Annotated in this window: 21 protein-coding genes; 11 read left to right on the plus strand and 10 right to left on the minus strand. The window is 66.2% G+C overall.

Annotation, left to right across the window (positions count from 1 at the left end; translation table 11 throughout):
• Positions 1–12 precede the first annotated feature (12 nt).
• Positions 13–1,707: an ABC transporter permease gene (locus CK498_RS05235; protein ID WP_095619808.1), complete on the plus strand. Its 1,695-nt coding sequence runs from the start codon at positions 13–15 to the stop codon at positions 1,705–1,707.
• Positions 1,704–2,372, plus strand: coding sequence for an ATP-binding cassette domain-containing protein (locus CK498_RS05240; protein WP_095619809.1), 669 nt, complete (start codon positions 1,704–1,706; stop codon positions 2,370–2,372). The genes CK498_RS05235 and CK498_RS05240 overlap by 4 nt, the downstream gene beginning before the upstream one ends.
• On the opposite strand, the gene CK498_RS05245 is transcribed toward CK498_RS05240, so the two are convergent.
• From CK498_RS05245 to doeA, 10 genes are all read right to left on the minus strand, one after another.
• A complete protein-coding gene (locus CK498_RS05245) occupies positions 2,350–3,015 on the minus strand; it encodes a haloacid dehalogenase type II (RefSeq protein ID WP_095619810.1) in 666 nt (221 codons plus the stop codon). The genes CK498_RS05240 and CK498_RS05245 overlap by 23 nt on opposite strands.
• Before the next feature lie 144 nt (positions 3,016–3,159).
• Positions 3,160–4,563, minus strand: coding sequence for an aspartate aminotransferase family protein (locus CK498_RS05250; protein ID WP_095619811.1), 1,404 nt, complete (start codon positions 4,561–4,563; stop codon positions 3,160–3,162).
• A 237-nt stretch (positions 4,564–4,800) separates the two neighbouring features.
• Positions 4,801–6,282: an NAD-dependent succinate-semialdehyde dehydrogenase gene (locus CK498_RS05255; RefSeq protein ID WP_095619812.1), complete on the minus strand. Its 1,482-nt coding sequence runs from the start codon at positions 6,280–6,282 to the stop codon at positions 4,801–4,803.
• A 190-nt stretch (positions 6,283–6,472) separates the two neighbouring features.
• Positions 6,473–9,256, minus strand: coding sequence for an aminotransferase class I/II-fold pyridoxal phosphate-dependent enzyme (locus CK498_RS05260; protein ID WP_095619813.1), 2,784 nt, complete (start codon positions 9,254–9,256; stop codon positions 6,473–6,475).
• Positions 9,249–10,277: a C45 family autoproteolytic acyltransferase/hydolase gene (locus tag CK498_RS05265; RefSeq protein WP_095619814.1), complete on the minus strand. Its 1,029-nt coding sequence runs from the start codon at positions 10,275–10,277 to the stop codon at positions 9,249–9,251. The genes CK498_RS05260 and CK498_RS05265 overlap by 8 nt, the downstream gene beginning before the upstream one ends.
• A gap of 5 nt (positions 10,278–10,282) precedes the next feature.
• Positions 10,283–11,749: a biotin carboxylase gene (locus tag CK498_RS05270; protein ID WP_095619815.1), complete on the minus strand. Its 1,467-nt coding sequence runs from the start codon at positions 11,747–11,749 to the stop codon at positions 10,283–10,285.
• A gap of 180 nt (positions 11,750–11,929) precedes the next feature.
• Positions 11,930–12,805: a carbon-nitrogen hydrolase family protein gene (locus CK498_RS05275; protein ID WP_095619816.1), complete on the minus strand. Its 876-nt coding sequence runs from the start codon at positions 12,803–12,805 to the stop codon at positions 11,930–11,932.
• A 197-nt stretch (positions 12,806–13,002) separates the two neighbouring features.
• Positions 13,003–13,473, minus strand: coding sequence for an Lrp/AsnC family transcriptional regulator (locus CK498_RS05280; RefSeq protein WP_095619817.1), 471 nt, complete (start codon positions 13,471–13,473; stop codon positions 13,003–13,005).
• A gap of 172 nt (positions 13,474–13,645) precedes the next feature.
• Complete coding sequence (gene doeB, locus CK498_RS05285) at positions 13,646–14,659, minus strand: N(2)-acetyl-L-2,4-diaminobutanoate deacetylase DoeB (RefSeq protein WP_095619818.1); 1,014 nt, start codon at positions 14,657–14,659, stop codon at positions 13,646–13,648.
• A 216-nt stretch (positions 14,660–14,875) separates the two neighbouring features.
• Complete coding sequence (gene doeA, locus CK498_RS05290; protein WP_095620234.1) at positions 14,876–16,075, minus strand: ectoine hydrolase DoeA; 1,200 nt, start codon at positions 16,073–16,075, stop codon at positions 14,876–14,878.
• A 180-nt stretch (positions 16,076–16,255) separates the two neighbouring features.
• Between doeA and CK498_RS26120 the strand changes: the two genes are divergently transcribed.
• From CK498_RS26120 to CK498_RS05330, 9 genes are all read left to right on the plus strand, one after another.
• A complete protein-coding gene (locus tag CK498_RS26120; RefSeq protein WP_176475722.1) occupies positions 16,256–16,393 on the plus strand; it encodes a hypothetical protein in 138 nt (45 codons plus the stop codon).
• A 32-nt stretch (positions 16,394–16,425) separates the two neighbouring features.
• The gene (locus tag CK498_RS05295; protein WP_095619819.1) at positions 16,426–17,352 is read left to right on the plus strand and encodes a 2-hydroxyacid dehydrogenase; all 927 of its coding nucleotides are present in this window, start codon (positions 16,426–16,428) and stop codon (positions 17,350–17,352) included.
• Positions 17,353–17,427: 75 nt separating this feature from the next.
• Positions 17,428–17,994, plus strand: coding sequence for a nicotinamidase (locus tag CK498_RS05300; protein WP_176475723.1), 567 nt, complete (start codon positions 17,428–17,430; stop codon positions 17,992–17,994).
• On the plus strand, positions 17,991–19,340 hold the full coding sequence (locus tag CK498_RS05305; RefSeq protein ID WP_095619820.1) for a nicotinate phosphoribosyltransferase: 1,350 nt from the start codon (positions 17,991–17,993) through the stop codon (positions 19,338–19,340). Before CK498_RS05300 ends, CK498_RS05305 begins: the two co-directional genes overlap by 4 nt.
• Before the next feature lie 150 nt (positions 19,341–19,490).
• Positions 19,491–20,168: a hypothetical protein gene (locus CK498_RS05310; protein WP_095619821.1), complete on the plus strand. Its 678-nt coding sequence runs from the start codon at positions 19,491–19,493 to the stop codon at positions 20,166–20,168.
• A 112-nt stretch (positions 20,169–20,280) separates the two neighbouring features.
• Entirely contained in the window at positions 20,281–21,207 is a 927-nt protein-coding gene (locus CK498_RS05315; protein WP_095619822.1) for a lysine exporter LysO family protein, read from the plus strand.
• Positions 21,208–21,431: 224 nt separating this feature from the next.
• Positions 21,432–22,700 (plus strand): ABC transporter substrate-binding protein, encoded by a 1,269-nt coding sequence (locus CK498_RS05320; protein WP_095619823.1) that lies wholly within the window; start codon positions 21,432–21,434, stop codon positions 22,698–22,700.
• 15 nt (positions 22,701–22,715) lie between these two features.
• The gene (locus CK498_RS05325; protein ID WP_095619824.1) at positions 22,716–23,696 is read left to right on the plus strand and encodes a carbohydrate ABC transporter permease; all 981 of its coding nucleotides are present in this window, start codon (positions 22,716–22,718) and stop codon (positions 23,694–23,696) included.
• The gene (locus tag CK498_RS05330; RefSeq protein WP_095619825.1) at positions 23,693–24,535 is read left to right on the plus strand and encodes a carbohydrate ABC transporter permease; all 843 of its coding nucleotides are present in this window, start codon (positions 23,693–23,695) and stop codon (positions 24,533–24,535) included. Before CK498_RS05325 ends, CK498_RS05330 begins: the two co-directional genes overlap by 4 nt.
• Positions 24,536–24,560: the final 25 nt, after the last annotated feature.

Consider the following 24,560-nt stretch of genomic DNA (forward strand, 5'->3'; position numbering starts at 1 on the left):
ACTGACGACGTGATGCTCAGACTCGCCCCCTGGCTGATCGCCACCCTGCTGGTGGGACCGATCCTGGCCGGGCTGGCCATGGCCGCCCTGCCCGCCTTCGGCTATCTGCCGGCGCTCGGCGGCGACGCCTTCAGCCTCGACCCATGGCGGGCACTGATGACCCAGCCGGGCCTGGCGCGCTCAGTGGCAGTCAGCTTCACCAGCGGCCTGGCCGCCACTGTGGTATCGCTGACCGTCGTGCTGCTGTTCCTGGCCGCGGCCTCGGGCAGCCGGCTGGATCGCTGGATCCGGCGCATGGTCTCGCCACTGCTGTCGATCCCCCACGCCGCGGCGGCCTTCGGCCTGGCCTTCCTGATCGCCCCCTCGGGGCTGCTGGCACGACTCGCCTCGCCGGGTCTGAGCGGCTGGGAGCGGCCGCCGGACCTGCTCATCGTCAACGACCCCTGGGGGCTATCGCTGATGGCCGGGCTGGTGATCAAGGAGATCCCCTTCCTGCTGCTGATGAGCCTGGCTGCCCTGCACCAGCTCGACGCCGAACGACGCGTCGCGATGGCTCGCTCGCTGGGCTACCGGCCGACCATTGCCTGGCTTAAGGTAGTGGTACCATCGCTCTATCCGCTGATTCGCCTGCCGGTGTTCGCGGTCATCGCCTACGCCTCCTCGGTGGTCGACGTGGCGATGATCCTCGGCCCGACCCTGCCGCCTACGCTGGCGGTATCGATCCTCACCTGGTTCAACGACCCGGACCTATCGCGGCGTTTCATGGCCTCGGCCGGCGCCCTGCTGCAGCTGGGGGTGACGCTGGCGGCGCTGGCCAGCTGGTGGGGGCTGGAGTGCCTGGTACGGCGCCTCGGCCGTGGCTGGGTGGCCGGCGGCCAGCGCCAGCGCGGCGAGCGAATGCTGCGCCTGGCCGGCAAGGCGCTGATTCTGCTGGCCGCAGCGACCGCGCTGGTCGGCATCACCGGCCTGGCCCTCAACTCCCTGGCTGGGGTGTGGCGCTTCCCCGACGGCCTGCCCCAGAGCTTTACGCTGCAGCACTGGCAGCGCGCGCTGCCCGCGCTGGGCGGCCCCGTCACCACCACGCTGTCGATCGCCGTGGTGGCCACCCTGCTGGCCGCAGGACTGGTGCTGGCGGCCCTGGAGCACGAGCAGCGCAGCGGGCGCCAGCCGGCCCAGGGGCAGTTGGCTTCGGCACTCACCCTGCTCTACCTGCCGTTGATCGTGCCGCAGATCGCCTTCCTGTTCGGCCTGGTGGTGGTCATAGAAGCCCTCGGTACGCGCCCCACTCGCTGGCTGGTGATCTTCGGCCATCTGCTGTTCGTGCTGCCCTATGTGTTCCTGTCGCTGTCGGAAGCCTACCGGCGCTTCGATCCGCGCTGGTCGCGGGTTGCGCTGACCCTCGGCGCCACGCCCAACGGCGCCTTCTGGCGGGTGCGCCTGCCGATGCTGCTGGCACCGCTGCTCACCGCCATGGCGGTGGGCCTGGCAGTGAGCATCGGTCAGTATCTGCCGACCCTACTGCTCGGTGCCGGTCGCGTCACCACCGTGACCACCGAGGCGGTAGCCCTGGCCAGCGGCGGCAGCCGCCGCCTGATCGGCGTCTGGGCACTGGCCCAGGCCAGCCTGCCGCTGCTGGGCTTTATTATTGCCGTGGGCCTGCCGCGGCTACTCTGGACCAACCGCCGCGGAATGCGAGGAACGCCATGACTGCTCCCAGCCTCGAGTTCAAGCAGGTGCATATTGCCCTGCACGGCAGGACGCTACTCGAGCTCGACGCGCGCCTCGCCCCCGGCGAGGTGCTCACCGTGATGGGCCCCTCCGGCTCGGGGAAGTCGACCCTGCTGGCCTATGCCGCCGGCTTTCTGGCCCCGGCCTTCCAGGCCTCCGGGCAGATCCTGCTGGGCGGGCAGGAGATCACCGCGCTGCCGGCAGAGCGGCGCGGCATCGGCCTGCTGTTTCAGGACCCGCTGCTGTTCCCGCACCTCTCGGTGGCCGGCAACCTGCGCTTCGGCCTACCGCGGGCCACGCCCGACAAGGCCGCCAAGGTGGAAGCTGCGCTGGCCGATATCGGCCTGGCCGGCTTCGGCCAGCGCGACCCCGCCACGCTGTCCGGCGGCCAGCAGGCGCGAGTTGCCCTGATGCGCCTGCTGCTCTCGGCGCCGAAGGCGGTGCTGCTCGACGAGCCCTTCTCCAAGCTCGACATGGCGTTGCGTCACGAGATGCGCCAGCTGGTGTTCGACCAACTGCATGCCGCCGGCCTGCCGAGCCTGCTGGTCACCCATGATCGAGACGACGCCGATGCCGCCGGAGGTCAGGTAATCGAGTTGGGCCCGGTTGGCAGAGAGCGTTCTAGAAACGCTCGGCCAGGCTGAGCAGGTCACTCACCGTCATGTCCGGCTCGCCGCCCCAGGGGTCGAAAGGCGCGTCGCTGCTGCGCCGTACCCAGACGGCGTGCAGGCCGGCGTGGCCTGCGCCGATCACATCGAAGGCGTTGCTCGAGATCAGCCAGGTATCCGCAACGCTGGTCTCGAGCCGGGTGCGCAAATGGGAGTAGACGACAGGGTCGGGCTTGAAGCGCTTGACCTCATCGACGCTGACGATATCGCTGAAGTGCTGGTCGATGCCGGCCTGGCGCAATAGCCCCTCTACCGCCTCGCGAGTGCCGTTGGAGAAGGCCACACAGGTAATGCCGCTGCGAGTCAGCCGTTCCAGCGCCTCGGGCACTTCGGCAAAGGCCGGCAGCTGGCCGTAGGCGGCCATCAGGTGCTCCTTGGCGGTCTCCGAGAGCTGGGTCCCCAGCGCGCGGTCGGTGTACTCCAGCGCCTCCTGGGTGCATACCGAGAAATCGGCATAGGCACCCATCAAGCTGCGGCGAAAGCTGTACTCGAGCTGCTTGTCACGCCAGCGGCGTGAGAATTCTGCAGCGCCGTCGCCGAGGGTCGTCTCCAGTTCTGCGATCACGCCGTGGGTATCGATCAGGGTGCCGTAGACGTCGAAGGCCAGTAGTGTTGCCATGCGGTGCATCTCCTTGCCAACCGGTAGGGAGTGGATGCTGTCAGCTTGGCTCAGCGGTGCCGCTCGCTCAACTCGCTAGCGCACAAAACACAGCGCCCCCACCCTTGGTGAGGGCGGGGGCGCACGTCACGCCGGTGGCGTGGCTTACTTGAGGTCTTCGTTATTGGCCAGCTCGTCCAGCACCCGATCCACCGCCCGCCGGGCACGGGCGACGATCTCGTCGACCTCGGCACGGGTGGTGATCAACGGCGGTGCAAAGCCGAGGATATCGCCCTGTGGCATGGCCCGGGCGATCAGGTTCTCGTCCATGGCCGCCGCGGCGATGCGCGGGCCGACCTTGAGGGCCGGGTCGAACTGGGTGCGCTTGGCGGGATCCGGCGAGAACTCCAGTGCCGCCAGCATGCCAACGCCGCGCACGTTGCCGACGATGGGGTGGTCGCCGAACGCCTGGGCCATGGCCTGCTGCAGGTAGCCGCCGGTCTCGGCGGCGTTCTGGGTCAGGCCCTCGCGCTCGATGATCTCGAGGTTGGCCAGGCCCGCGGCACAGCCCAGGGCGTGGCCGGAGTAGGTCCAGCCGTGGCCGATGGGGCCGAACTCGCCGGTCCCCTGCTCCAGCACCTGCCATACACGGTCGCCGACGATCACCCCGGAGAGCGGCTGGTAGGCGCTGGTCAGGCCCTTGGCGACGGTGATCAGATCGGGCTTGATGCCATAGAAGTGGCTACCGAAGTCGGTGCCGATGCGCCCGAAGCCGCACACCACCTCGTCGGCAATCAGCAGCACGTCGTACTTGGTGAGCACTGCCTGGATCGCCTCCCAGTAGCCTTCCGGCGGCGGCACGATGCCACCGGTGCCCAGCACCGGCTCACCGATAAAGGCGGCCACGGTATCGGGGCCTTCGGCGAGGATCATCTCCTCGAGCTTGGTGGCACAGTACTGCGAAAACTCGCGCTCGCTCATCCCCGCCTGCTCGGCGCTGCGATGGTAGTAGTAAGGCGCTTCGGTGTGGCGAATGGTCTCGATGGGCAGATCGAAGTGATCATGGAATGCCTTGAGGCCGGTCAGCGAACCGGAGGCGATACCCGAGCCGTGATAGCCGCGCATCCGTGAGATCACTTTCTTCTTCTCGGGACGACCCAGTACGTTGTTGTAGTAGCGTACGATCTTGAGCTGGGTCTCGTTGGCATCCGAGCCGGACATACCGTAGTAGACCTTGGACATGCCGGGCCCGGCCAGCTCGAGAATCTTCTCGGAGAGCTGGATCTGCGGCTCGTTGGAGTGCCCTACGTAGGTGTGGTAGTAGGAGAGCTCCAGCGCCTGGCGGTAGATCGCCTCGGCCACCTCGGTGCGCCCGTAGCCGATATTGACGCAGTAGAGCCCGGCGAAGCCGTCGATGAACTCGCGGCCGTCCTTGTCGACGATATGGATGCCCTTGCCGCCGCTGATCACCCGGCCCGGCGCGTCGCCGTGGGCGAAGTCGCGCAGGTGGGTGGAGGCATGGAAAGTGACCTTACGGTCGCGGTCGATCAATTCCTTGTGCAGGCTCATCTCGCTTCTCTCTTTTTTTGATCCCCGCCCATGCGGGTATACATGTGTGTTGCTAATGCCTGAAGCCAGCTGCCAGGGTGTGCCATCGAGCGATATATACCCAAGGACGCTGGCGCCAGCGCCGCGGACCGGCAAGAGGGACCTTGTTCCGGTCCGACGCGCAGTCCTCAAGCGCAGCGTCAGGGTTTCGTTCTTGGGCATCGCGAGAGGGGATACGCTGGCAGTCTCCTAGCGTCGTTAGCTCCCCGACACCGAACCCAAGGCACCCAGGCAGTAATACTTGGTTTCCAGATACTCATCGATACCGGTGATACCGCCCTCGCGGCCCAGGCCCGACTGCTTGACGCCGCCGAACGGCACCGGCGGACCGGTCATCTTCACCGAGTTGACGCTGACCATGCCGAACTCCAGGGCGCGTAGCAGCTTCCAGATGCGGCGGATATCGTGGGTGTAGACGTAGGCCGCCAGGCCGTACTCGGTATCGTTGGCCATCTCGATGACCTGGTCGTCGTCGGCATAGGCAGTGATCCCCGCCACCGGCGCGAAGTTCTCCTCGCGCCACACCTGCATCTGCGGCGTCACCCCGGTGAGCAGTACCGGCATGAAGAAGTTGGGGCCCGGCGCCTGATTCTGGTCGCCGGCGACCAGGGTCGCACCACGCGACAGGGCGTCGTCGACGATGCTCGCGGCCTTGTCCACCGCCTGGCCGTGAATCAGCGGCCCGAGATCGACCTCGCTCTCCAGGCCGTTGCCCACGGTCAGCGCCGCCATGCGCTCGGCAAAGTGTTCGACGAACTCATCGTGGATCGACTCGTGGACCAGGATGCGGTTGGCCGCCAGGCAATCCTGGCCGGCGGTCTGGAACTTGGCCGCCACCGCGGCGAAGGCCGCCTCCTTGGGGTCCATATCGGGGCCGACGATAAAGGGCGCATTGCCGCCCAGCTCCAGGGATACACGCTTGACGGTCCCGGCGCACTGTTCGAGCAGCAGCCGCCCGACCCGCGTCGAGCCGGTAAACGACAGTGCCTTGACGCGCTCCTCGGCACACAGGATGCGCGACACCTCGGGCGGATCGCCGAGCACCACGTTGAAGACCCCGGCGGGAATCCCGGCGCGCTCGGCCAGCTCGGCCAGCGCCAGCGCCGAGAACGGCGTCTCGTTGGCCGGCTTGACGATCACCGTACAGCCGGCGGCCAGCGCCGCCGCGGCCTTGCGGGTGATCATCGCCAGCGGGAAGTTCCACGGCGTGATCAGCGCGGCGATGCCCACCGGCTCCTTGAGGGTGCCGAGTGCGGCGTTGGGAATATGGCTGGGAATGGTCTCGCCGAAGGTACGCTTGCCCTCCTCGGCGAACCAGCGCACGAAGCTGGCACCGTACTCCACCTCACCACGCGCGTCGGGCAGCGGTTTGCCCTGCTCGAGGGTCATGATGGTGGCCAGATCCTCGCGATGGGCCTGCAGCAGATCGTACCAGGCCAGCAGGCGCTCGCAGCGCTCGTCGGCACGCAGCGCACGCCAGTGTACGAAGGCGGTCTCGGCGGCATCTACCGCGCCGCGAATCTGATCGGCCTCGAGCAGCGGGATATGCCCCAGTACCTCGCCGGTGGCAGGATCGGTCACCGCCTCGTCGCGGCCACCGTCGCCGTAGGTCCACTTGCCGTCGATGTAGGCGTGCTGACGAAACAGGCGCGGATCTTCGAGCTTGATGGACTGGGTCATTGGACACCTCCCCTGATACGCCGGGGCGGCTTGGTGGCGCACCCGGCATTGGCAAAACATGGCGCAGGCGGCTGGTGCCGCTCGCTGCATGCCTACAGGGTAACGCCCAGGCGGCGGCGAGACTTTTCGTTCGCCGCCGCGAGGGATGCGGTTTTTTTTGTCTCCGCGCCGGGAGAGGCAGAACTTTCTGTCAGTCGCCGCCCTGCTCGGTATCCGCCAGCGCCGCCTCGGTGAACACGATCAGGCCGAGCTCGGGGCGATAGCCGTGGATCTCGGTGACGTCGAGGGCCTGCAGGAAGCGCAGGATCTCGGCGCTGATCACCTGCCCCGGCACCAGCACCGGAAAGCCCGGGGGGTAGGGAATCACGAAGCTCGCCGAGACCAGGTCGCGCCCTGCCTGCATCTCGGCCTGCAGCGCGCCGTTGTCGAAGCGCAGATATTCGGTGTTCTCCTCGTCGTAGCTGAGGAAGTAGGCGCGGCGGATATCCCCTTCAGGGCTGTCGACCAAGGGCCGGAAGGCATCATGGAAGCGGCTGAAGTCGGGCAGCGGCGGCAGGTCCTGGGTCAGCGACTTGATCTGGTGCTCGATGATCTTGCGCTCGGGCCGGCTGCTATCCTCCCAGCGCCGGTCGAAGGACTTGGCCATCTTGATCAGCACGTCGAGCAGGTAGGCGATGGAGCCGCGGGTGGTGCCGATATTGGTCATGAACAGCACGGTATTGCGCGAGGTCTTGTTGATCTGAATACCGTACTTGTTCATCAGGTATTCATTCTTGAAGGTATCGCCGTCGATCCCGGTCTGGCCGATCGCCATGGTCACGCGGCTGGGGTCGACGACGAACTCGTCATGCGCCCAGGCCTCCTCCATCTTGTTCCAGCCGGTGCTGGGGTCGTAGAAGGTGTCGACCCCGGATTGGCGATACTCCAACGGGATCATGTCGCTGTTCTTCAACACCTGGAAGTACTTCAGCAGCAGCGGGTTGGTATACAGCTGCTCGCGCAGCGACAGCGCCGTCTCGACCTGGGCATGCACCAGCTCGAAGCCCTCCATCTCGGCCTGCATCCGCCCTACGTCCAGCGAGGCCACGATCTGGTAGTTGGGCGAGGTCGAGGTATGGGTCATATAGGCCTCGTGAAACGGCCCCTCGACCTTTTGGCGGAAGTCCTGGTCATGAACATGGATCATCGAGCCCTGGCGCAGCGAGGTCAGGGTCTTGTGGGTCGAGTGGGTGGCATAGGCGCGCACCCGCACCAGGTCCGGATCGGGCAGCAGGCGCTGCTCGAGCCAGGTGGCGTCGTCGTCCGGGTCGCACTGATCGAATTCGGCCTTCCAGGCGGCGTACTCCTCGCGATAGGCGGCGCTGCGGTAGCGGTCGAGCAGGGTGCGAGCAGCGTGCATCGCGGTGCGCGGCCGGTAGGTAGGGTTAAAGGTGGCAAAGGCGAACCACGCCTCGTCCCACAGAAACACCAGGTCGGGCTTGATCGCCAGGCACTCCTCCATCACCCGCCGCACGTTGTAGACCACCCCGTCGAAGGTGCAGTTGGTGAGCAGCAGCATCTTGACCTTGTGCAGCTGGCCCGAGCGCTTGAGCGCCAGCAGCGTCTTCTTGATCTCCTTGAGCGGCACCGCGCCGTACATCGAGTAGTCGTTGAGCGGGTAGGAGTCGAGGTAGGCGACGTGGGCGCCGGCCAGCACCATGCCGTAGTGGTGCGACTTGTGGCAGTCGCGGTCGATCAGCACGATGTCGCGGGGCTTGACCAGCGCCTGGACCACGATCTTGTTGGCGGTGGAGGTGCCGTTGGTGACGAAGAAACTCTGGCGCGCCCCGAAGGCACGCGCGGCATACTCCTGGGCCTTCTTGATCGGCCCGTAGGGCTGCAGCAGCGAGTCGAGCCCGCCGGAGGTCGCCGAGGTCTCGGCGAGGAAGATATTGATGCCATAGAAGTCGATCATATGCCCCGCCCAGTGCGAGCGAGTCACCGACTTGCCGCGCGAGATGGGCATGGCGTGGAAGACCCCGGTGGGCTTCTTGCTATATTCGCGCAGGGCATCGAAGAACGGCGTGCGGTAGCGATCGTCGATGGCACGCAAAATGGTGTGGTGCTGCTCGATGTAGTCGGTCTCGCGGTAGAAGATCCGATTGAAGTGGCGAATATCCTGGCTGGCGGTCGCCTCCACGTCGCCGCTGGTGACCAGGAACTGGTCGATCTCCGGGCGGATTTCGCGAATCATCGAGCTGAGCAGGATGCTGCGCTCGGCCTCGGACTTGCTCTCCAACTCGCTCTCCGAGAGCCCCTCCAGGTAGTTGCGCAGTGCACTGAGGTTGTACTTCGACTTGTAGGGGAACTCGTAGCGGATCAGGCAAGCCTGGATATTGGGATTGACCAGGATCGCGATCAGCGCATCCTCGAAGCTGCGTACCGTAACCACATCGTAGACGAAGCGGTCCTCGGGGCGGCGCAGGTTGTGGAATGCCTCGCGCACCACCTCCTCTTCCTGCACCGACATGGCGTCGACGATCAGCAGCTCGAAGTAGGGCTGCGATGAGCTGTTGGAGGCCGGATGGCCGCGGCGCAGCTGGGCCAGCGCATCCAGCGCCTCGAGATCCTCGGCACCAGCGTCGGACTCGCTGAGGTCGACGTGGCGGCGGCGATAGGACTCGCTGATCAGCGCCCGCACCAGGCGCTTGACCACCTTCTCGAGCAGTGAGTACTCCTCGCGGTCGAACAGCGACCAGAGGTGACGGAAATCCTCCTTGGACGGAAAGGCGTGGTAGTCCTCGATGATCTCCAGGCGGGTCAGCTTGACGTCGATCGCCTTGATCAGGTTGCGTGCCTGGCCCTCGTCGCGCAGACGCACCAGCTTGCCCAGGTCGCGCTTGAGGGCATTCCAGGTGTCGGCGCGCAGCTGCGAGATCTTGTGGTAGAAGCCCAACGCCGTATACGGCGTATCCGATTCGATTATCTCACTCATGATGGTACCCCGTCCTGTTGCCCTCGGCTGCGCTCGCCGCGCGACTGCCGTAGTGGATCGTCAGCTGCTGCTCCCGCGAGTCGGCGAACGACATCGAGAGTGTCGCCCCGGGCCAGAAGAAGCTGGCCCGCCCCTCCGCCGGGTGATAGACCGCGGTATAGATGGTGCCCAGACCGCGCCGATAGTCGCGGCGAAACAGCGGTGGGGCGAAGAACGCCGATACCAGGCGCTGCTCGGTAGTGGCCTCGTCGGCGACCAGGATCGATAGCTGGCGCTCGCGAATCAGCGTCTCCGAGGCCAGCGCGTGGGCGTACCACTCGATCTTCTTCTGGTGGTTGGTGGCCACCGCCACACGGCGGATCGAAGCCGGGCGGTCTGGCGAGATCATCGCCGTGACGTAGCGGCCGCGGGCATCGCTGACAGTAATGTTGTAGGCCATGTGGGTGGGCACCCGGGCCAGTACCTCCACCGCTTCGGGGGTGGTGTCGCAGAACTCGAGGATATAGCGCAGGATGATCGGTGCGCCGAAGCCGTCGCCGACCACGGTGCGCCCACCGAAGGCCAGCGACACCGTCAGCCCCTGCTCGTTGATGCCGTCGAGCACGCCCCACAGGCAATCGCTCATGGCGATCACCCGGCGGCCGTTCCAACAGGTCGAGAGGATGGTGCCCTCACACAGCTCCGGTGGATAGTCGTAGTTGCGCACCAGCAGGTTGGCATGAGCGTTGGCCAGCACTGCCTGAGAGCAGCCGGTGATATAGGCCGGCGGCCGGTAGAGGCTGAGCATACGCGAGGCCAGGTCGCCGCCGCCGGCGAGATCGCATAGCCGCTCGTAGGTCGGCAGCAGTTCCGGCATATGCCGGCTGAGCGCGTTGTAGCAGGCCAGATAGCCGGGGCGCTCGCGCTCCGTCTCCGACAGGTACCAGTGCTCATAGGCCGGCCAGTGGTGCTCGAACAGCGCCTGCCACTTGGCGCCAGGCTGCGCCTCCACGACACTACGAAACTCGAGCTGCTTGTTCATGGCACCTACAGGATCTTGAAATTGCCACCGCCGATGGCGTGACTGACCGCGACTTCCTCGACGACCGGGTCCTGCAGCGCCTGGCCGGCGAACTGGCCACGAATGCCCTCTATCCAGGCCTTGGCGCGTGCATTGAGTTGGAAATCGTCGTCCATCAGCCGGCCGCGGGTAATCAGGATACCCAGGTCGGCACCCTCGTAGCGGAAATCGCCGACGCCGCTGATGCGCACGAAAAAGGCCTCCTGCTCGCTCTCCGCGGCGTGGGGGTGATAGCTGTAGTGGTCGTAGTCGATGCTGCCGTCGGCGGCCATCTTCCATACCCCGGACTGCGGCGCCTGGGTCAGCAGGTCGATGCTCTCGTCGGTGTGCTTGATGACCAACTGGCTCCAACTGTCGATGCTGTCGGGATGCGCCCAGCGCTCGTTGATCTCGGCGATATCGATATCGAAGTCGACGTCGGAGAACTCCAGCAGATGGAACAGGAATAGCGGCACGTCGGAGTGGGCGAAGGCGGCCACGTTGGTCAGCGAGCTGGCCCCGGTGACCCGCGGGTTGAGTTCGCCGAGGAAGACCTCCTCGGTGTCCATGTCGATCAGGAAGTCGAGCTCGAAGTAGCCGCGATAGCCCTCGTCGCGCAGCGCCTCGCCGAACTTGAAGGTGTATTCGCGGGCCTTGTCGCGCACCTCCTGGCTGAAGGCGCCGGCGAACATCTCGTTGCCGCACCAGCCGCCCTTGTAGGGGGTCAGGGTCTTGAAGCCCACCAGCTCGGTCATCAGCGGCCCGACCACGGTGCCGCAGCGGGTGGTGCAGGCCTCGATGGCCGAGCCGCGGCAGTTGATGCGCTTCATGATCTTGACCTCGGGCTCGGCCTCGATCTCCTCGGCATACTTGTAGTACTCGTCCTCGTTGGAGACGAAGAAGGTGGTGTGCCCGGAGTCGCCGTAGGCGGACTGGATCACCAGGTCCTGGGTGCCCAGTTCGGCGCTGACCTCCTGCAGGTGGGCATAGCTGTCGACCTTGGCCAGCACGTTGGGCACGCTGGGCACGCCGACCTTGTTGCCGATGCGTACGGTCTCGATCTTGTTGTCCATGCGCGAGCGCAGCGCCGCCGGCGGAAACGCCACCTTGAGGCCGAGCTGCTGGCACACCTCCTCGGTGTGCTCGTCGAACATCAGGAAGGTCGCGGTGCCTTCACCGCCGCGCGACTTGAGGAAGTCGATGACCTCCTTGTGCTCGAGCAGGTAGTTGTTGATGTCCTCGATGCTCTCGAAGTCGCGGGGGAACTTCTGCTTGGGCACGAAGACGTTCTTCTGACGCCCGTCGAAACAGTCGATATAGTTGATATGGCGAAAGTTGCCCACCCAATCGCCAATGCCCAGCAGATTGAAGTTGGTCGCCGAGATGAAGTAGATCGGCGTCTTGTTGTTATGAAAGTGGCGGCGCACATCAGAAATGCTTGTGATCTTGTTCATTTCTCTTGCTCCTTGGGGAGGACGGCCCCTGTGCGTGGGCGATGATGGCCCCGCCGCGGCCGGCGGCGAGACCTGGCCGCCGGCCCTGGGAGCGGACGGCGGCATGAACCATTGGCGCAGCTGGCGGATGATCCTGGTCAACATTGCGCGGCTCTCCCTGCTGCTGCGCCAAGGGCGCGATCAGATGTCGTGGTGGCCGTTATCGGGGCGACGCGGCTTGACCAGCGGCCCGAGCGTGTCGAGGAACGGTGTCGGCGCGTTCTCCGTGCGATAGACGCCGAAGTCGACGCTACGGTCGCGGAAGCTCTTGAGCGGCTGGCCTAGCCCGCGCAGGCCCACCTCACGCTCGCGGCGCACCCGGTTGAGGTCGATCTCCAGCGGAATGATCTCCTCACCGATGCCGGCCTGGTGAATCACGTCACCGGCCGGGCCGACCACGATCGAGCGGCCGTTGCCCATGGCGCCGGCGCCGTTGATGTCGAAGAAGTAGCACTGGTTGATCGCCGCATTGGTGCGCGCGATGGAGAGTTCGATATCGCGGTCGATGGTGTCGGTCATGGTCGGGTGCAGGATCACCTCGGCGCCCATCGCCGCCAGGGTGCGGGTGGTTTCGGGAAACCACATGTCGTAGCAGATCGAGACCCCGAAGCGTCCCACATGGGGAACATCGAAGACCACGAATTCGCTGCCGCCTTCGACGCCCTCCTCGAAGGGCCGGAACGGGAACATCTTGCGATAGCGCGCCACCACCTGGCCCTGGGGATTGATCACGCTGAGGGTGTTGTAGACCTTGTCGCCCTCGCGCTCGAACATCGAGCCGGGAATCAGCCAGATGCGGTGCTGCTCGGCCAGCTGGCAGAACATCGCCTCCATGTTGCTGGGCATCGGCTCGGCGTGGTGAGTGGCGGCACCGTTGGCCACCAGCTCGCTGAACAGCACCATCTGCACGTTGGGGAACCTTGCCATCAGCAGATTGATGCGATGCCGCATGGCATCGGTGTTGTCTCCATGGTGCAGGGCATGCAGCTGCACCCCGGCAATCGTGAAATAGGACATGCAGTTCCTCTCGAATGGCGAACGCCTGGTAAAGGATGACATCGATGGGGCCTGGCCCCTGCTAGGCGGAATCGCCACAACCCGCGTACCTGAATCAGCTTATGCCAAATTCAGCGGACGTGTAACCAACGTTAACGACTTGACGCGAGGGCAAGGCTGGGCTTTGTTGCCGGGCAGCATCGGGCATTGCCGCCGGCTTAGCGGCTATCCAGTTGAATCGGTGGGGCTTGTTGCTTGACCGTCTTGGTGACGATATAGGTGAAGTAGCGCTCGATGCCGACGTCAGAGACCAGCCAGGCGTCAATCAGGCGTTGATAGGCATCGATGGAGTCGGCCTCGATCTTGAGCAGGTAGTCGACACCGCCGCCCACCGCCACGCACTCGGTGGCCTCGGGCGTGGCATGGACCAGCGCCTCGAAGCGCTGGAAACTCTCGGCATTGTGGGCCTTGAGCTCGACCTGCACCCACACCGGCGTGCGCTTGACCAGCGCGTTGGCGTTGATGCGCGCCGAATAGCCCTCGATGATGCCGGCCTTCTCGAGGCGCCGTACCCGCTCCCAGCAGGGGCTGACCGAGAGGTTGATAGCCTCGGCCAGCTTCGACTTGGTGATGCGCCCATTCTGGGCCAGGATCTCGAGGATCTTAAGATCGTAGCGATCGAGCTTCATGCGCCTTCCAGGTTGAAGTGGGGGCCTTCGGGAAACGCTGAACAAATTGTCGAGCGAGATGAAGCGCAAGGCGCACGGAGCACAGGAACCGGAGCCTATGGGGTATAGGTGAGGATTCCGCGCACCGCGCAACGCAGTGATTCGCTCGTGTAGACATTTGGGCAGTGCTTTCCTAGTCGAGGGAGTCGACGATATCGGCTATAACCGCAATGGTATCACCCATGTTGACCAGCGACGGATGACGCCGCGCCGCCAGCACCCCGCTGCGGCTGGCACGGTACTCCACCGGGGCGCTTCCGCTGCGCGTCATATCATAGACCCGGGCCACCACGTCGCCCTTCTCGAGCCGCTCCCCCAGTGCAAAACAGAGTTCCAGCACGCCGGAGTGCTCGCTCTGCACGTAGCAGCTGGCGTCGGGCATATCGAGGTAGACCTGCGGCTCGGCGGGCATCTCCACCTCGCCCGCCAGCAGGCCGTAGTGGATCAGGAAGTTGCGCACGCCGCGCTCGGTGATGGCCATGCTCTCGGGGGTCGAGGTCCCGCCGCCGCCGAGCTCGGTGGCGACGAAGATCTTGCCCTGGCTCTCCACCGCGGTGTCGAAGAGTGCCGCGGCATCGAGTTCGAACATTATCATCGCGTAGGGCGCGCCGAAGGCCTTGGCGCCTTCCAGGGCACGGCGCTGCTGCTCGGGGTCGTCGAGCACGTGGGAGGCGCCGAAGGGGATGATATCCAGGGTGCGCCCGCCGGAGTGCAGGTCGAGCACCACATCACACATCGGTGTCATCACCCGGGTGAAGTAGTCGGCGATTTTCTCGGTAACGCTGCCGTCGGGGTCGCCGGGGAAGCTGCGGTTGAGGTTGCCGCCATCGAGCCCCGAGGTGCGCTTGCCGGCCATCACCGCCGGGGTGTTCATGCACGGCACGATGATTACCCGGCCAGTGACGTCCTCGGCACGCAGGCTGCTCGACAGCTTGAGCAGCGAGGTGATGCCTTCGTACTCGTCGCCGTGGTTGCCGCCGGTGAGCAGTGCGGTGGGGCCGTCGCCGTTCTTGACCACGGTGAGCGGGATCATCACCGCGCCCCAGGCCGACTCGTCCACCGAGATCGGCAGCTTGAGGAAACCGTGCTGAATGCCGTCGGCGTCGAAGTCGACGGTGGCGCTGATCGGGCTAGGGCGCTTGGCCATAGAGTACTCTCCTTGTGCTTGTACGGATTGCCGCGGTGCAATTCTCGAGGCTGCTCCTGCGGCAACCCCCAGCGCTCGGAGCTGATCCGGCGACAGGCCTACGAGGGGGCGCTGTAAACCCTTCCCTGGGCGCTACCTACGCCATCCATGGCGTAGAACCCCCTCTACGACCTATCGCCGGCGCTCCTCGCTATGGGTTGTTGCTTCATCTCAGCATCAGCGGACAAATAGCTGACGCGGGAAATTCGCCAGGGTCTCGCAACCGGTCTCGGTGATCAGGATACTCTCGGTGATCTCCAGGCCCCACTCGTCCTCCCACAGGCCAGGCATGAAGTGAAACGTCATGCCCGGCTGCAGGATGGTCTCGTCCGAGGGGCGCAGGCTCATGGTCCGCTCACCCCAGTCCGGCGGGTAGGAGATGCCGATCGGGTAGCCGCAGCGGGCACCGCCGCGGTCGAAGCCGTACTTGTCCATGGCCGCGCCCAGCGCCATGGCGATATCCGCGGTGCGGTTGCCGGGCTTGGCCACCGCCAGGCCGTTGTCGATGCCCTCCAGCAGCGCCGACTCGGCGCGGATGAAATCCCGCGGCGGCTTGCCGAGGAACACGGTACGCGACAGCGGCGCATGGTAGCGCTTGAATACCCCGGCAATCTCGAAGAAGGTGCCCTCGCCCTCGCGAAACGGCGTATCGTCCCAGGTCAGGTGCGGTGCGGCGGCGTCCTTGCCGGTGGGCAGCATCGGCACGATGGCCGGATAGTCGCCGCCGTAGACCTTGCCGTGCTCGTCGACCCAGCCCTCGATACCCACCCGGTAGATCTCCGAGACCAGCTTGCTCTTGGGCAAGCCCGGCTCGATCACCTCGAGTATCCGCGTATGCATGCCCTCGACGATCTTGCCGGCGACGCGCATGTAGGCGACCTCCTGGGGCGACTTTATGGCGCGGCACCAGTTGACCAGCGAGTTGGCGTCCATGAAGCGCGCATGGGGCAGCTCGCGCAGCAGGCACTGGTACGCCTTGGCCGAGAAGTAGTAGTTGTCCATCTCCATGCCCACCACGCCCTGGTGCCAGCCGCGGTCGGGCATGATCGACTGAGCCAGGTAGTCCATGGGGTGCATGTCCGGATTCTGCACGTAGTAATCCGGGTAGTAGGTGATGTTGGCCGGGTCGATCCAGCAGGTGCGCAGCGCGCCATTGGCGTCCATGCGCCGGCCGTACCAGACCGGCTCACCCTCCAGCCCCAGCAGTACGCACTGGTGGACATAGAACGACCAGCCGTCGTAGCCGGTGAGCCAGGCCATGTTGGAGGGGTCGCTGATGATCAGCACGTCGATGCCGCGATTGGCCATCTCCGCACGCACCTTCCATACGCGGCTGGCATACTCTTCACGAGTGAAAGGCAGGGTTACCTGATTCATGTGGCCACTCGCCATTACCGAAAATCACCAAAACCGGCACTCCTCCTGAGGAGAAGGCCGAGCCTGCGCGTTGACCTGCTGCACTACCTGCGTCGGAACCCGCTGAACGCTTACGGCCGGCACGACACTCGTTGGCCGCGGCGAGGGCTTCCTGCCAGCGGGCACGATAATGGAGGGGTTATGCCCCATCAACATCCTGGCGACGATACTAGCACCATCGCCAAGCCCGCCGTCAAAGGCTTTATTGGCCTTTTCGCCACCGCCACGGCGAGCGATATGGCGCAACGACTTTACTCGATGCATCGCAGCGGCCGATGATGGCTGTCAGATCCCCCGAGACAGGAGACATCATGCGCATTCTGGTGCATATCGACGATGCCGCCGACTGGCAGGCGGCCCTGCAGCAGCGACTCCCCGACGCCGAGGTTTTCACCAGCGACCAAGCGGTCGACGACATCGACTACCTGGCGGTCTGGAAGCCCTCTGCCGAGCTGCTCGAGCGCCACGCCGAGGCCCGCGGCATCATCAACCTGGGCGCCGGCGTCGATGCCCTGCTGAGCAATCCCGGGCTAGCGGACGACATCCCCATCGTCAAGCTGCGCGACGCCGGCATGGGCGAGCTGATCGCCGACTACTGCCTCTATGGCCTGCTCCATGTACAGCGCGACTTCGACCGCTATCGCGACCAGCAGCAGCGCGCCGAGTGGCGCGAGCACCAGGTGATCGACAAGGGCGACTGGCCGGTGGGTGTGCTGGGCCTTGGCGCCATCGGCCGCCATGTCGCCGAGCGCATCGCGGCGGTGGGCTTTGCGGTCCACGGCTGGAGCCGCTCACCCAAGACCCTGGATGGCATCCACTGCCACCACGGCGAGGAGGGCCTCTATGACCTGCTGGGCCAGGTGCGCACGCTGATCACCCTGCTGCCCAATACCCCCGAGACCCATCATCTGATCAATGCCGAGACCCTCGCCGCCCTGCCCCACGGCGCCAGCCTGATCAACCCCGGCCGCGGCACCCTGATCGACGAGCGCGCGCTGCTCGAGGCACTGGGTGACGCCGAGCACGAGGGCCGCCTGCGCAGCGCCCTGCTCGACGCCTTCCCCGAGGAGCCGCTGCCCGGCGACAGCCCGCTGTGGCAGCACCCGCGGCTGCTGATCACCCCGCACATGGCCGGCCCCACGCCGCTCGGTGCGGCTCTCGACCAGGTAGTGGAAACGCTCGAAGCGTGGCATGCCGGTCGCGAGGTGCCGACCATCGACCGCAGCGCTGGCTACTGAGCGGCACCAGGTTTCACCGCGGCGTCGGGGAGCGCTAGGCTGTAAGCAATCAGGCCCGATAGGGAGAGGCAAGCGATGACCATGCACATCGATTACGGCCCCGGCGACGCCCTGCTGGTGGTCGACATGCAGAACGACTTCTGCGAGGGCGGCGCCCTGGCCGTGGCCGGCGGCCGCGGCCTGATTCCCGGCATCAATGCCGAAATCGCCGCCGCCAGCGCGGCGGGCGCACTGGTGATCGCCTCCCGCGACTGGCACCCGGTCGACCACGCCAGCTTCACCCATCGCGGCGGAAGCTGGCCGCCGCACTGCATTCAGGACACCCGTGGCGCGGCCTTCCACCCCGACCTGGCGCTGCCTGACGAGGCCCTGCGGGTCAGCAAGGCCACCGCCTTCGATGCCGACGCCTACTCGGCCTTCGACGCCACCGGCCTGGCCGGCTACCTGCACGAACGCAATATCACTCGGGTGGTGATATGCGGCCTGGCGCTGGACGTCTGCGTCCGCGCCACGGCCCTCGACGCACGCCATGCCGGCTTCGCCACCCTGCTGCTGGCGCCGCTTAGCGCCGCGGTGGATCCCGACTCGGCCGACGACTGCTTGGCCGAGCTCGAGCGCGCCGGGGTCGAGGTACGCCAATGAGAGCGGCCCCACCCTTGCAGGTCGCCGACGACGACCTGGCGCTGCTCACTGACCTCTACCAGCTGACCATGCTCCAGGCCTACTGGAAGGAGGGCCTGCGCGAGCGCGCCACCTTCAGTCTCTACTTCCGCAAACTGCCCGACACGCGCCGCTTCATGCTCGCCTGCGGCCAGCAGCATGCCGCCGCCGTGGCCAGCCGGCTGCGCTTCCAGCCACACCACCTCGAGCACCTGGCCGCGACTGGCCAGTTCGAGGCGGAGTTCCTCGCTTGGCTCGGCGAGTGGCGCTTCAGCGGCGATATCTGGACGCTGCCCGAGGGCACCCCGGTGTTCCCCAATCAGCCGCTGCTCGAGGTCGAGGCGCCGATCGCCGAGGCCCAGCTGCTCGAGAGCCTGATCATGAACCTGGTGCAGCTCGAGACCCTGCTGGCGTCGAAGGCGGTGCGTCTGGTATTGGCCGCCGGCGGCCGGCCGCTGGTCGACTTCGGCATGCGCCGCATGCACGGCGTCGATGCCGCCGTGCGCGGCGTGCGCGCCTACCGCAGCGCCGGCCTGGCCGGTACCAGTAACGTGCTCGGCGGGCTGCGCCACGACCTGCCGCTACGCGGCACCATGGCGCACAGCTATATCCTCGCCCACGACAGCGAGCGCGAGGCGTTCCGCGCCTTCCTGCGCCACTATCCCGGTACCACCCTGCTGGTGGATACCTACGACACCCTGGACGGCGTGCGCGACCTGATCGCGCTGCTGGATGCCGAACCCGAGCTGCGCCTGGGCGCCATCCGTCTCGACTCCGGCGACCTTGGCGCGCTGGCCAAGGCGTCGCGTCGCCTGCTCGACGACGCCGGTCACACCCAGGTCAAGATCGTCGCCAGCAGCGGCCTCGACGAGCACAAGATCGCCGCGCTGGTGGCCCAGGGAGTGCCCATCGACGTGTTCGGCGTCGGCACCCAGCTCGGGGCATCCGCCGATGCGCCGGTGATCGATCTCTCCTACAAGCTGGTCGAATACGCCGGTACGCCCCGCTCGAAACGCTCGCCGGGCAAGCTCAACCTGCCCGGCCGCAAGCAGGTCTATCGCCGCCTCGACGAACGCGGAGCGCTGGCCGGCGACACCCTGGCGCTGCGCGACGAAGCAGCGCCGTCCGGCACCCCGCTGCTGGTGGCGCTGGTCAAGGGCGGGCGCCTCGATACCGAGCAGATGGCTCTGGCCGAGCAGGCACCACAGCGGGTCGCCGAGACCCTGCAGCGCCTGCCGGCGTCACTGCGCACGCTGGAGAGCGGCGAGTCCGGCTATCCACTGTCGCTCGCCCCCGAGCTTGCCAGGCTGGCCGAACGCCAGCGCTAGGCTGTGACGAAAACTGCCTGCGCTCGCCGACTTTTCGTACAACGCCTAAGGCGCGCATCGCGCAAAGATTGCGCAACTCGCCCGGCAGCGGGAACCTCACGCCGGGCCGGGGCTCTCAGGCCTGTCGTTCATTGGCCCAGGGAGTCCCAGGTGTCGAGCATCCGTACACTGCTGATCGCCGCGCTACTGGCCAGCGCCAGCACCGGCGCCGTGGCACAGGGCATGGCCGAGCCCACGCCGTTCACCGCCCACTACCAGCTGCAGATCAGCGGCTGGCCCAACGCCCGCGTCGAGCACCGCCTCAGCCAGCACGGCGAGCAGTGGCAGAGTGACATGCGCGCCGCCATCGCCGTGGCCCGCGGCAACGAGCGTAGCCGTTTTCGCGTCGACGCCGATGGCGTGCGGCCCAGCGCCTACTCCAGCGGCTACTCGCTACTCGGCATCGGCGGCGACTACCAGCTCGGCAGCCAAGAGCTTAGCGTGCTGCCCGACCGCCAGGCGGCGCTGTTCGACCTGTCGCGGCGCAGCGCGGCGCCAGGCGGCTGTGAAGGTCAGGAGGCGACACCCTGCGAACTGCACTTCGTCGACCACAAGGGCGAGGAGGAGACGCTGCACTACCGGGTGGTGGCCCGCGACAAGGTGGAGAGCCCCGCCGGCACCTTCGATGCCGTCAGCGTCGAGACCTGGGACCCGGAGACTCCCGAACGCCAGTTGGTGTTCGACTTCCATCCCGAGCTCCCCGGCCTGCTGCTCGGCGTCGACTACCACCGCGACGGCGAGCGTCGCAGTCGGTTGACGCTGAGTGCCCTGGAAACGCCCCATCGCTAAGAGGATGTCTACAAAAGGACTGCACAAATCACGCCGCAATCCGTAAAGTAGCCCCCCGGCAGCCGCACTGGCTGCCTTTTTGTTGCCCGCCCGTCACTGCATAAGGAACGCCATGTTCACCGGCCTGCTGATCGTTCTCCTCCCGCTGCTACTGGGCTACCTGGTGCCGGTGCGCCATGCCGGCGCCATGGCGCTGATCAACCGCAGTGTCAACGCCTCGGTCTATCTGATCCTTCTGCTGATGGGCATAAGCCTGGCTGGACTCGACAACCTCGCCGGGCAGCTGTCGCAAATGGGCGTTCAGGCCGGCCTGCTGTTCAGCATCACCGCCGCCACCAACCTGCTCGGGCTGCTGTGGCTGTCGCGGCGGCTGCGGCTCAGCGTCGGCGACTCGCCGGTGGTGGCCAATGCGCCGACCAGCAAGCTCACCGCGATGCTCGGCTCGCTGGCGCTGGTCGGGGTGGTCATGGCCGGGGTACTGATCGGGCTACTGCTCGGCTGGCTGGTCGGCGAACCGGCCTACGCCTGGGCCGAGCGGCTCGCCGAATGGGCGCTGTATGCACTGCTGGCGCTGATCGGCTGCCAGCTGCGCAACTCCGGCATGTCGCTCAAGCAGATCCTGCTCAATCGCTTCGGCCTGGCGATCGCCGCCACCGTCGCCGTCTGCTCGCTGCTCGCCGGGCTGCTCGCCGCACCGCTGCTGGGGCTGAGCTGGAACCAGGGGCTGGCGATGGCCTCGGGGTTCGGCTGGTACTCGCTGTCGGCGATCTTGATCGGCGACCAGCTCGGGCCGCTGCTCGGCGGCGTGGCGTTCTTCAACGACCTAGCCCGCGAGCTGCTGGCCTTCGTGCTGATCCCGCTGCTGATCCATCGCGCCACACCGCTGGCCATCGGCTACGGCGGCGCCACCTCGATGGACTTCACCCTGCCGGTGATCCAGCAGCATGGCGGCGTGGCCTGCGTGCCCATCGCCGTGGTCAGCGGATTCATCCTGTCGCTACTCTCGCCGCCGCTGATCCTGTTCTTGCTGTCGCTGTGATGGCGCTACCGCCCATGACCGCTCGTAGCGCGTAGCGCGTAGCGCGTAGCACGTAGCACGTAGCACGTAGCACGTAGCACGTAGCACGTAGCACGTTAGCCCAAAGTCTAGGTTGAAGTCCCAGCGCACAGACGGCTAACTGTGTGCCAACGATCTTAATCGTTTAAGACGATCGCAATATGTATCCACTACACACAACAACAAGCCGACGAGGAAGCCACCCCATGCTCAACAGACTGATCCCGGCGATTGCCCTGGCAAGCGCCGCCATGGCCACCACCAGCCACGCCCAGGCCGCCGACCTGACCATCTCCTGCGGCGCCGTGGGTGCCGAACTGACGCTGTGCCAGGAAGGCGTTCGCGCCTGGGAGGAAGCCACCGGCCACAGCGTCGACGTGGTCTCGACCCCCAACTCCTCCACCGAGCGGCTGTCGCTCTACCAGCAGATTCTCTCGGCCAACTCCAGCGACATCGACGTGATGCAGATCGACGTGGTGTGGCCGGGGCTGCTTGCCAACCACCTGCTTGACCTGCGCGAGGTACTCGGCGACAACGCCGCCGACGGCCACTTCGAGGCCATCGTCACCAACAACACCATCGACGAGCGGCTGGTCGCCATGCCCTGGTTCACCGATGCCGGGGTGCTCTACTACCGTGCCGACCTGCTCGAGGAGCACGGCTTCGACGTGCCCGAGACCTGGCAGCAGCTCACCGAGATCGCCCGCGAGATCCAGCAGGCCGAGCACGCCGCAGGCAACGAGCGTATGCGCGGCTTCGTCTTCCAGGGCCGCGCCTACGAGGGGCTGACCGTCAACGCCCTGGAGTGGGTCGCCAGCCACGGCGGCGGCAGCCTGGTGGAGAGCGACGGCGAGATCAGCATCAATAATCCACAGGCCGCCGAGGCCCTCGACCTGGCGGCCAGCTGGATCGGCGACATCGCTCCCAACGGCGTGCTCAACTACACCGAAGAGGAGGCCCGCGGGGTCTTCCAGGGCGGCAATGCGGTGTTCATGCGCAACTGGCCCTACGCCTGGGCATTGGCACAGAGCGACGACAGCGACGTGCGCGGCAAGGTCGGGGTGACCCAGCTCCCCCACGGCGACCAAGGACACAGCGCCGGCGGCCTGGGCGGCTGGAACCTGGCGGTGTCCCGCTACAGCGACAACCCCGAACTCGCCGCCGAGCTGGTCGCCTTCCTCACCGGCGAGGAGGAGCAGAAGCGTCGCGCCATCGAGGCCTCCTACAACCCCACCCTCGACGCCCTCTACCAGGACGACGAGGTGCTCGCGGCGGTGCCCTTCTTCGGTGAGCTCTACGACACCTTCGTCAACGCCGTGGCGCGCCCCTCGGCGCCCACCGGCGACGCCTACGGTCGGGTCAGCAACGCCTTCTTCAGCGCCACCCACGACGTGCTCTCCGGCAACCGCGATGGTGCCACCGCAGTCGCCGACCTCGAGCGTGAGCTGTCGCGCCTCAAGCGGCGCAACTGGTAAGCCCTGGAGCCCCTAATGAGCACGACACTCAACCACAGCGCGCCCGCCGCGGCGCGCCCGCCGGCGGGTCGCTACCGCAGCACCAAGGTTCGCCGCCAGCGCGTGCGCGCGGCCTGGACCTTCCTCGCGCCGATGCTGGTTGCACTGGCACTGGTGGCCGGCTGGCCGCTGATCCGCACCTTCTACTTCAGCTTCACCGATGCCTCGCTGTCCGACCTGGGACGAGCGAGCTTCATCGGCATCGAGAACTACCTGATCTACGAGGACGGCCGGTGGTACGGCGTGCTCGCCGACCCCATCTGGTGGCGCTCGGTGTGGAATACCGCCTACTTCGCGGTGGTCTCGGTATCGCTCGAGGTGGTGTTCGGGGTAATCGTGGCACTGATCCTCAACGCCGAGTTCAAGGGCCGCACCCTAGTGCGTGCCGCGGTGCTGATTCCCTGGGCCATCCCCACCATCGTCTCGGCGCAGATGTGGGCGTGGATGCTCAACGACCAGTTCGGGATCATCAACCACCTGCTGATGATGGTCGGCATCATCGACGCCCCCATCGCCTGGACCGCAGAGGCGCGCTACTCGATGTGGGCGGTGATCATGGTCGATGTGTGGAAGACCACGCCGTTCGTCGCCCTGCTGGTGCTTGCCGCGCTGCAGATGCTGCCCAAGGACTGCTATGAGGCTGCCGAGGTCGACGGCATCCACCCGCTCAGGGTGTTCTTCAAGGTCACCCTGCCGCTGATCACCCCGGCGCTGATGGTAGCGGTGATCTTCCGCCTGCTCGATGCCCTGCGCGTGTTCGACGTCATCTATGTGCTGACCTCCAACTCCACCAGCACCATGTCGATGTCGATCTACGCCCGCCAGCAGCTGGTCGAGTTCCAGGACGTCGGCTACGGCAGCGCCGCCTCGACGCTGCTGTTCCTGATCATCGCCCTGGCCACCGTTGCCTACCTCTACCTGGGCCGCAAGCAACTGCAACTGGGAGGTGACGCATGACCTCGCGCCAGCTATCCAAATTCGCCAAGCGCATCGGCTTCTGGCTGCTGGTCGCGCTGGTGGTGTTCTACGCGGTGTTCCCCTTCTACTACGCGGTGATCACCTCCTTCAAACCCTCCAGCGAGCTGTTCCGGGTCGAGCTCTGGCCGAGCCGCTTCGACCTCTCCAACTATGCGCAGATCTTCAGCCAGCGCAGCTTCCTGCAGGCCATCGTCAACTCGATCATCGTTGCCGTGAGCGTGGTCGGTATCGCCCTGCTGCTCGGCATCACCGCCTCCTACGCCCTGGGCCGGGTGCGCTTCCGCGGCCGCTCCACGGTGCTGCTGGTAATTCTCGGCGTATCGATGTTTCCGCAGGTGGCGGTGCTCTCCGGCCTATTCGAGGTGATCCGCGCCCTCAACCTCTACAACAATCCGGCCGGGCTGATACTCAGCTACACCATCTTCACCCTACCCTTCACCGTCTGGGTACTGACCACCTTCATGCGTCAACTGCCCATGGAGCTCGAGGAGGCGGCGATCATGGACGGCGCCACGCCCTGGGTCACCATCACCAAGGTGTTCCTGCCGCTGATGTGGCCGGCCATGGCCACCACCGGGCTGCTGGCGTTCATTGCCGCCTGGAACGAGTTCCTGTTCGCGCTGACCTTCACCCTCACCGACAGCCAGCGCACGGTGCCGGTGGCCATCGCCCTGCTCTCCGGCGGCAGCGCCTACGAGCTGCCCTGGGGCCCGATCATGGCTGCCTCGGTGGTGGTCACCGTGCCGCTGGTGATCCTGGTGATCATCTTCCAGCGGCGCATCGTCTCCGGCCTCACCGCCGGCGCCGTCAAGGGCTAACTCCATCATCACCATCGGGCCCGAG

It is taken from the genome of Halomonas salipaludis (assembly GCF_002286975.1).
In the GTDB taxonomy this organism is placed as follows: domain Bacteria; phylum Pseudomonadota; class Gammaproteobacteria; order Pseudomonadales; family Halomonadaceae; genus Franzmannia; species Franzmannia salipaludis.

Excerpts from the sequence above, each read along its gene's own strand:
- CK498_RS05235 (WP_095619808.1), top strand. The coding sequence starts at position 13 with ATGCTCAGACTCGCCCCCTGGCTGATCGCCACCCTGCTGGTGGGACCG.
- CK498_RS05240 (WP_095619809.1), top strand. The coding sequence starts at position 1,704 with ATGACTGCTCCCAGCCTCGAGTTCAAGCAGGTGCATATTGCCCTGCAC.
- CK498_RS05245 (WP_095619810.1), bottom strand. The coding sequence starts at position 3,015 with ATGGCAACACTACTGGCCTTCGACGTCTACGGCACCCTGATCGATACC.
- CK498_RS05250 (WP_095619811.1), bottom strand. The coding sequence starts at position 4,563 with ATGAGCCTGCACAAGGAATTGATCGACCGCGACCGTAAGGTCACTTTC.
- CK498_RS05255 (WP_095619812.1), bottom strand. The coding sequence starts at position 6,282 with ATGACCCAGTCCATCAAGCTCGAAGATCCGCGCCTGTTTCGTCAGCAC.
- CK498_RS05260 (WP_095619813.1), bottom strand. The coding sequence starts at position 9,256 with ATGAGTGAGATAATCGAATCGGATACGCCGTATACGGCGTTGGGCTTC.
- CK498_RS05265 (WP_095619814.1), bottom strand. The coding sequence starts at position 10,277 with ATGAACAAGCAGCTCGAGTTTCGTAGTGTCGTGGAGGCGCAGCCTGGC.
- CK498_RS05270 (WP_095619815.1), bottom strand. The coding sequence starts at position 11,749 with ATGAACAAGATCACAAGCATTTCTGATGTGCGCCGCCACTTTCATAAC.
- CK498_RS05275 (WP_095619816.1), bottom strand. The coding sequence starts at position 12,805 with ATGTCCTATTTCACGATTGCCGGGGTGCAGCTGCATGCCCTGCACCAT.
- CK498_RS05280 (WP_095619817.1), bottom strand. The coding sequence starts at position 13,473 with ATGAAGCTCGATCGCTACGATCTTAAGATCCTCGAGATCCTGGCCCAG.
- doeB (WP_095619818.1), bottom strand. The coding sequence starts at position 14,659 with ATGGCCAAGCGCCCTAGCCCGATCAGCGCCACCGTCGACTTCGACGCC.
- doeA (WP_095620234.1), bottom strand. The coding sequence starts at position 16,075 with ATGAATCAGGTAACCCTGCCTTTCACTCGTGAAGAGTATGCCAGCCGC.
- CK498_RS26120 (WP_176475722.1), top strand. The coding sequence starts at position 16,256 with ATGCCCCATCAACATCCTGGCGACGATACTAGCACCATCGCCAAGCCC.
- CK498_RS05295 (WP_095619819.1), top strand. The coding sequence starts at position 16,426 with ATGCGCATTCTGGTGCATATCGACGATGCCGCCGACTGGCAGGCGGCC.
- CK498_RS05300 (WP_176475723.1), top strand. The coding sequence starts at position 17,428 with ATGACCATGCACATCGATTACGGCCCCGGCGACGCCCTGCTGGTGGTC.
- CK498_RS05305 (WP_095619820.1), top strand. The coding sequence starts at position 17,991 with ATGAGAGCGGCCCCACCCTTGCAGGTCGCCGACGACGACCTGGCGCTG.
- CK498_RS05315 (WP_095619822.1), top strand. The coding sequence starts at position 20,281 with ATGTTCACCGGCCTGCTGATCGTTCTCCTCCCGCTGCTACTGGGCTAC.
- CK498_RS05320 (WP_095619823.1), top strand. The coding sequence starts at position 21,432 with ATGCTCAACAGACTGATCCCGGCGATTGCCCTGGCAAGCGCCGCCATG.
- CK498_RS05325 (WP_095619824.1), top strand. The coding sequence starts at position 22,716 with ATGAGCACGACACTCAACCACAGCGCGCCCGCCGCGGCGCGCCCGCCG.
- CK498_RS05330 (WP_095619825.1), top strand. The coding sequence starts at position 23,693 with ATGACCTCGCGCCAGCTATCCAAATTCGCCAAGCGCATCGGCTTCTGG.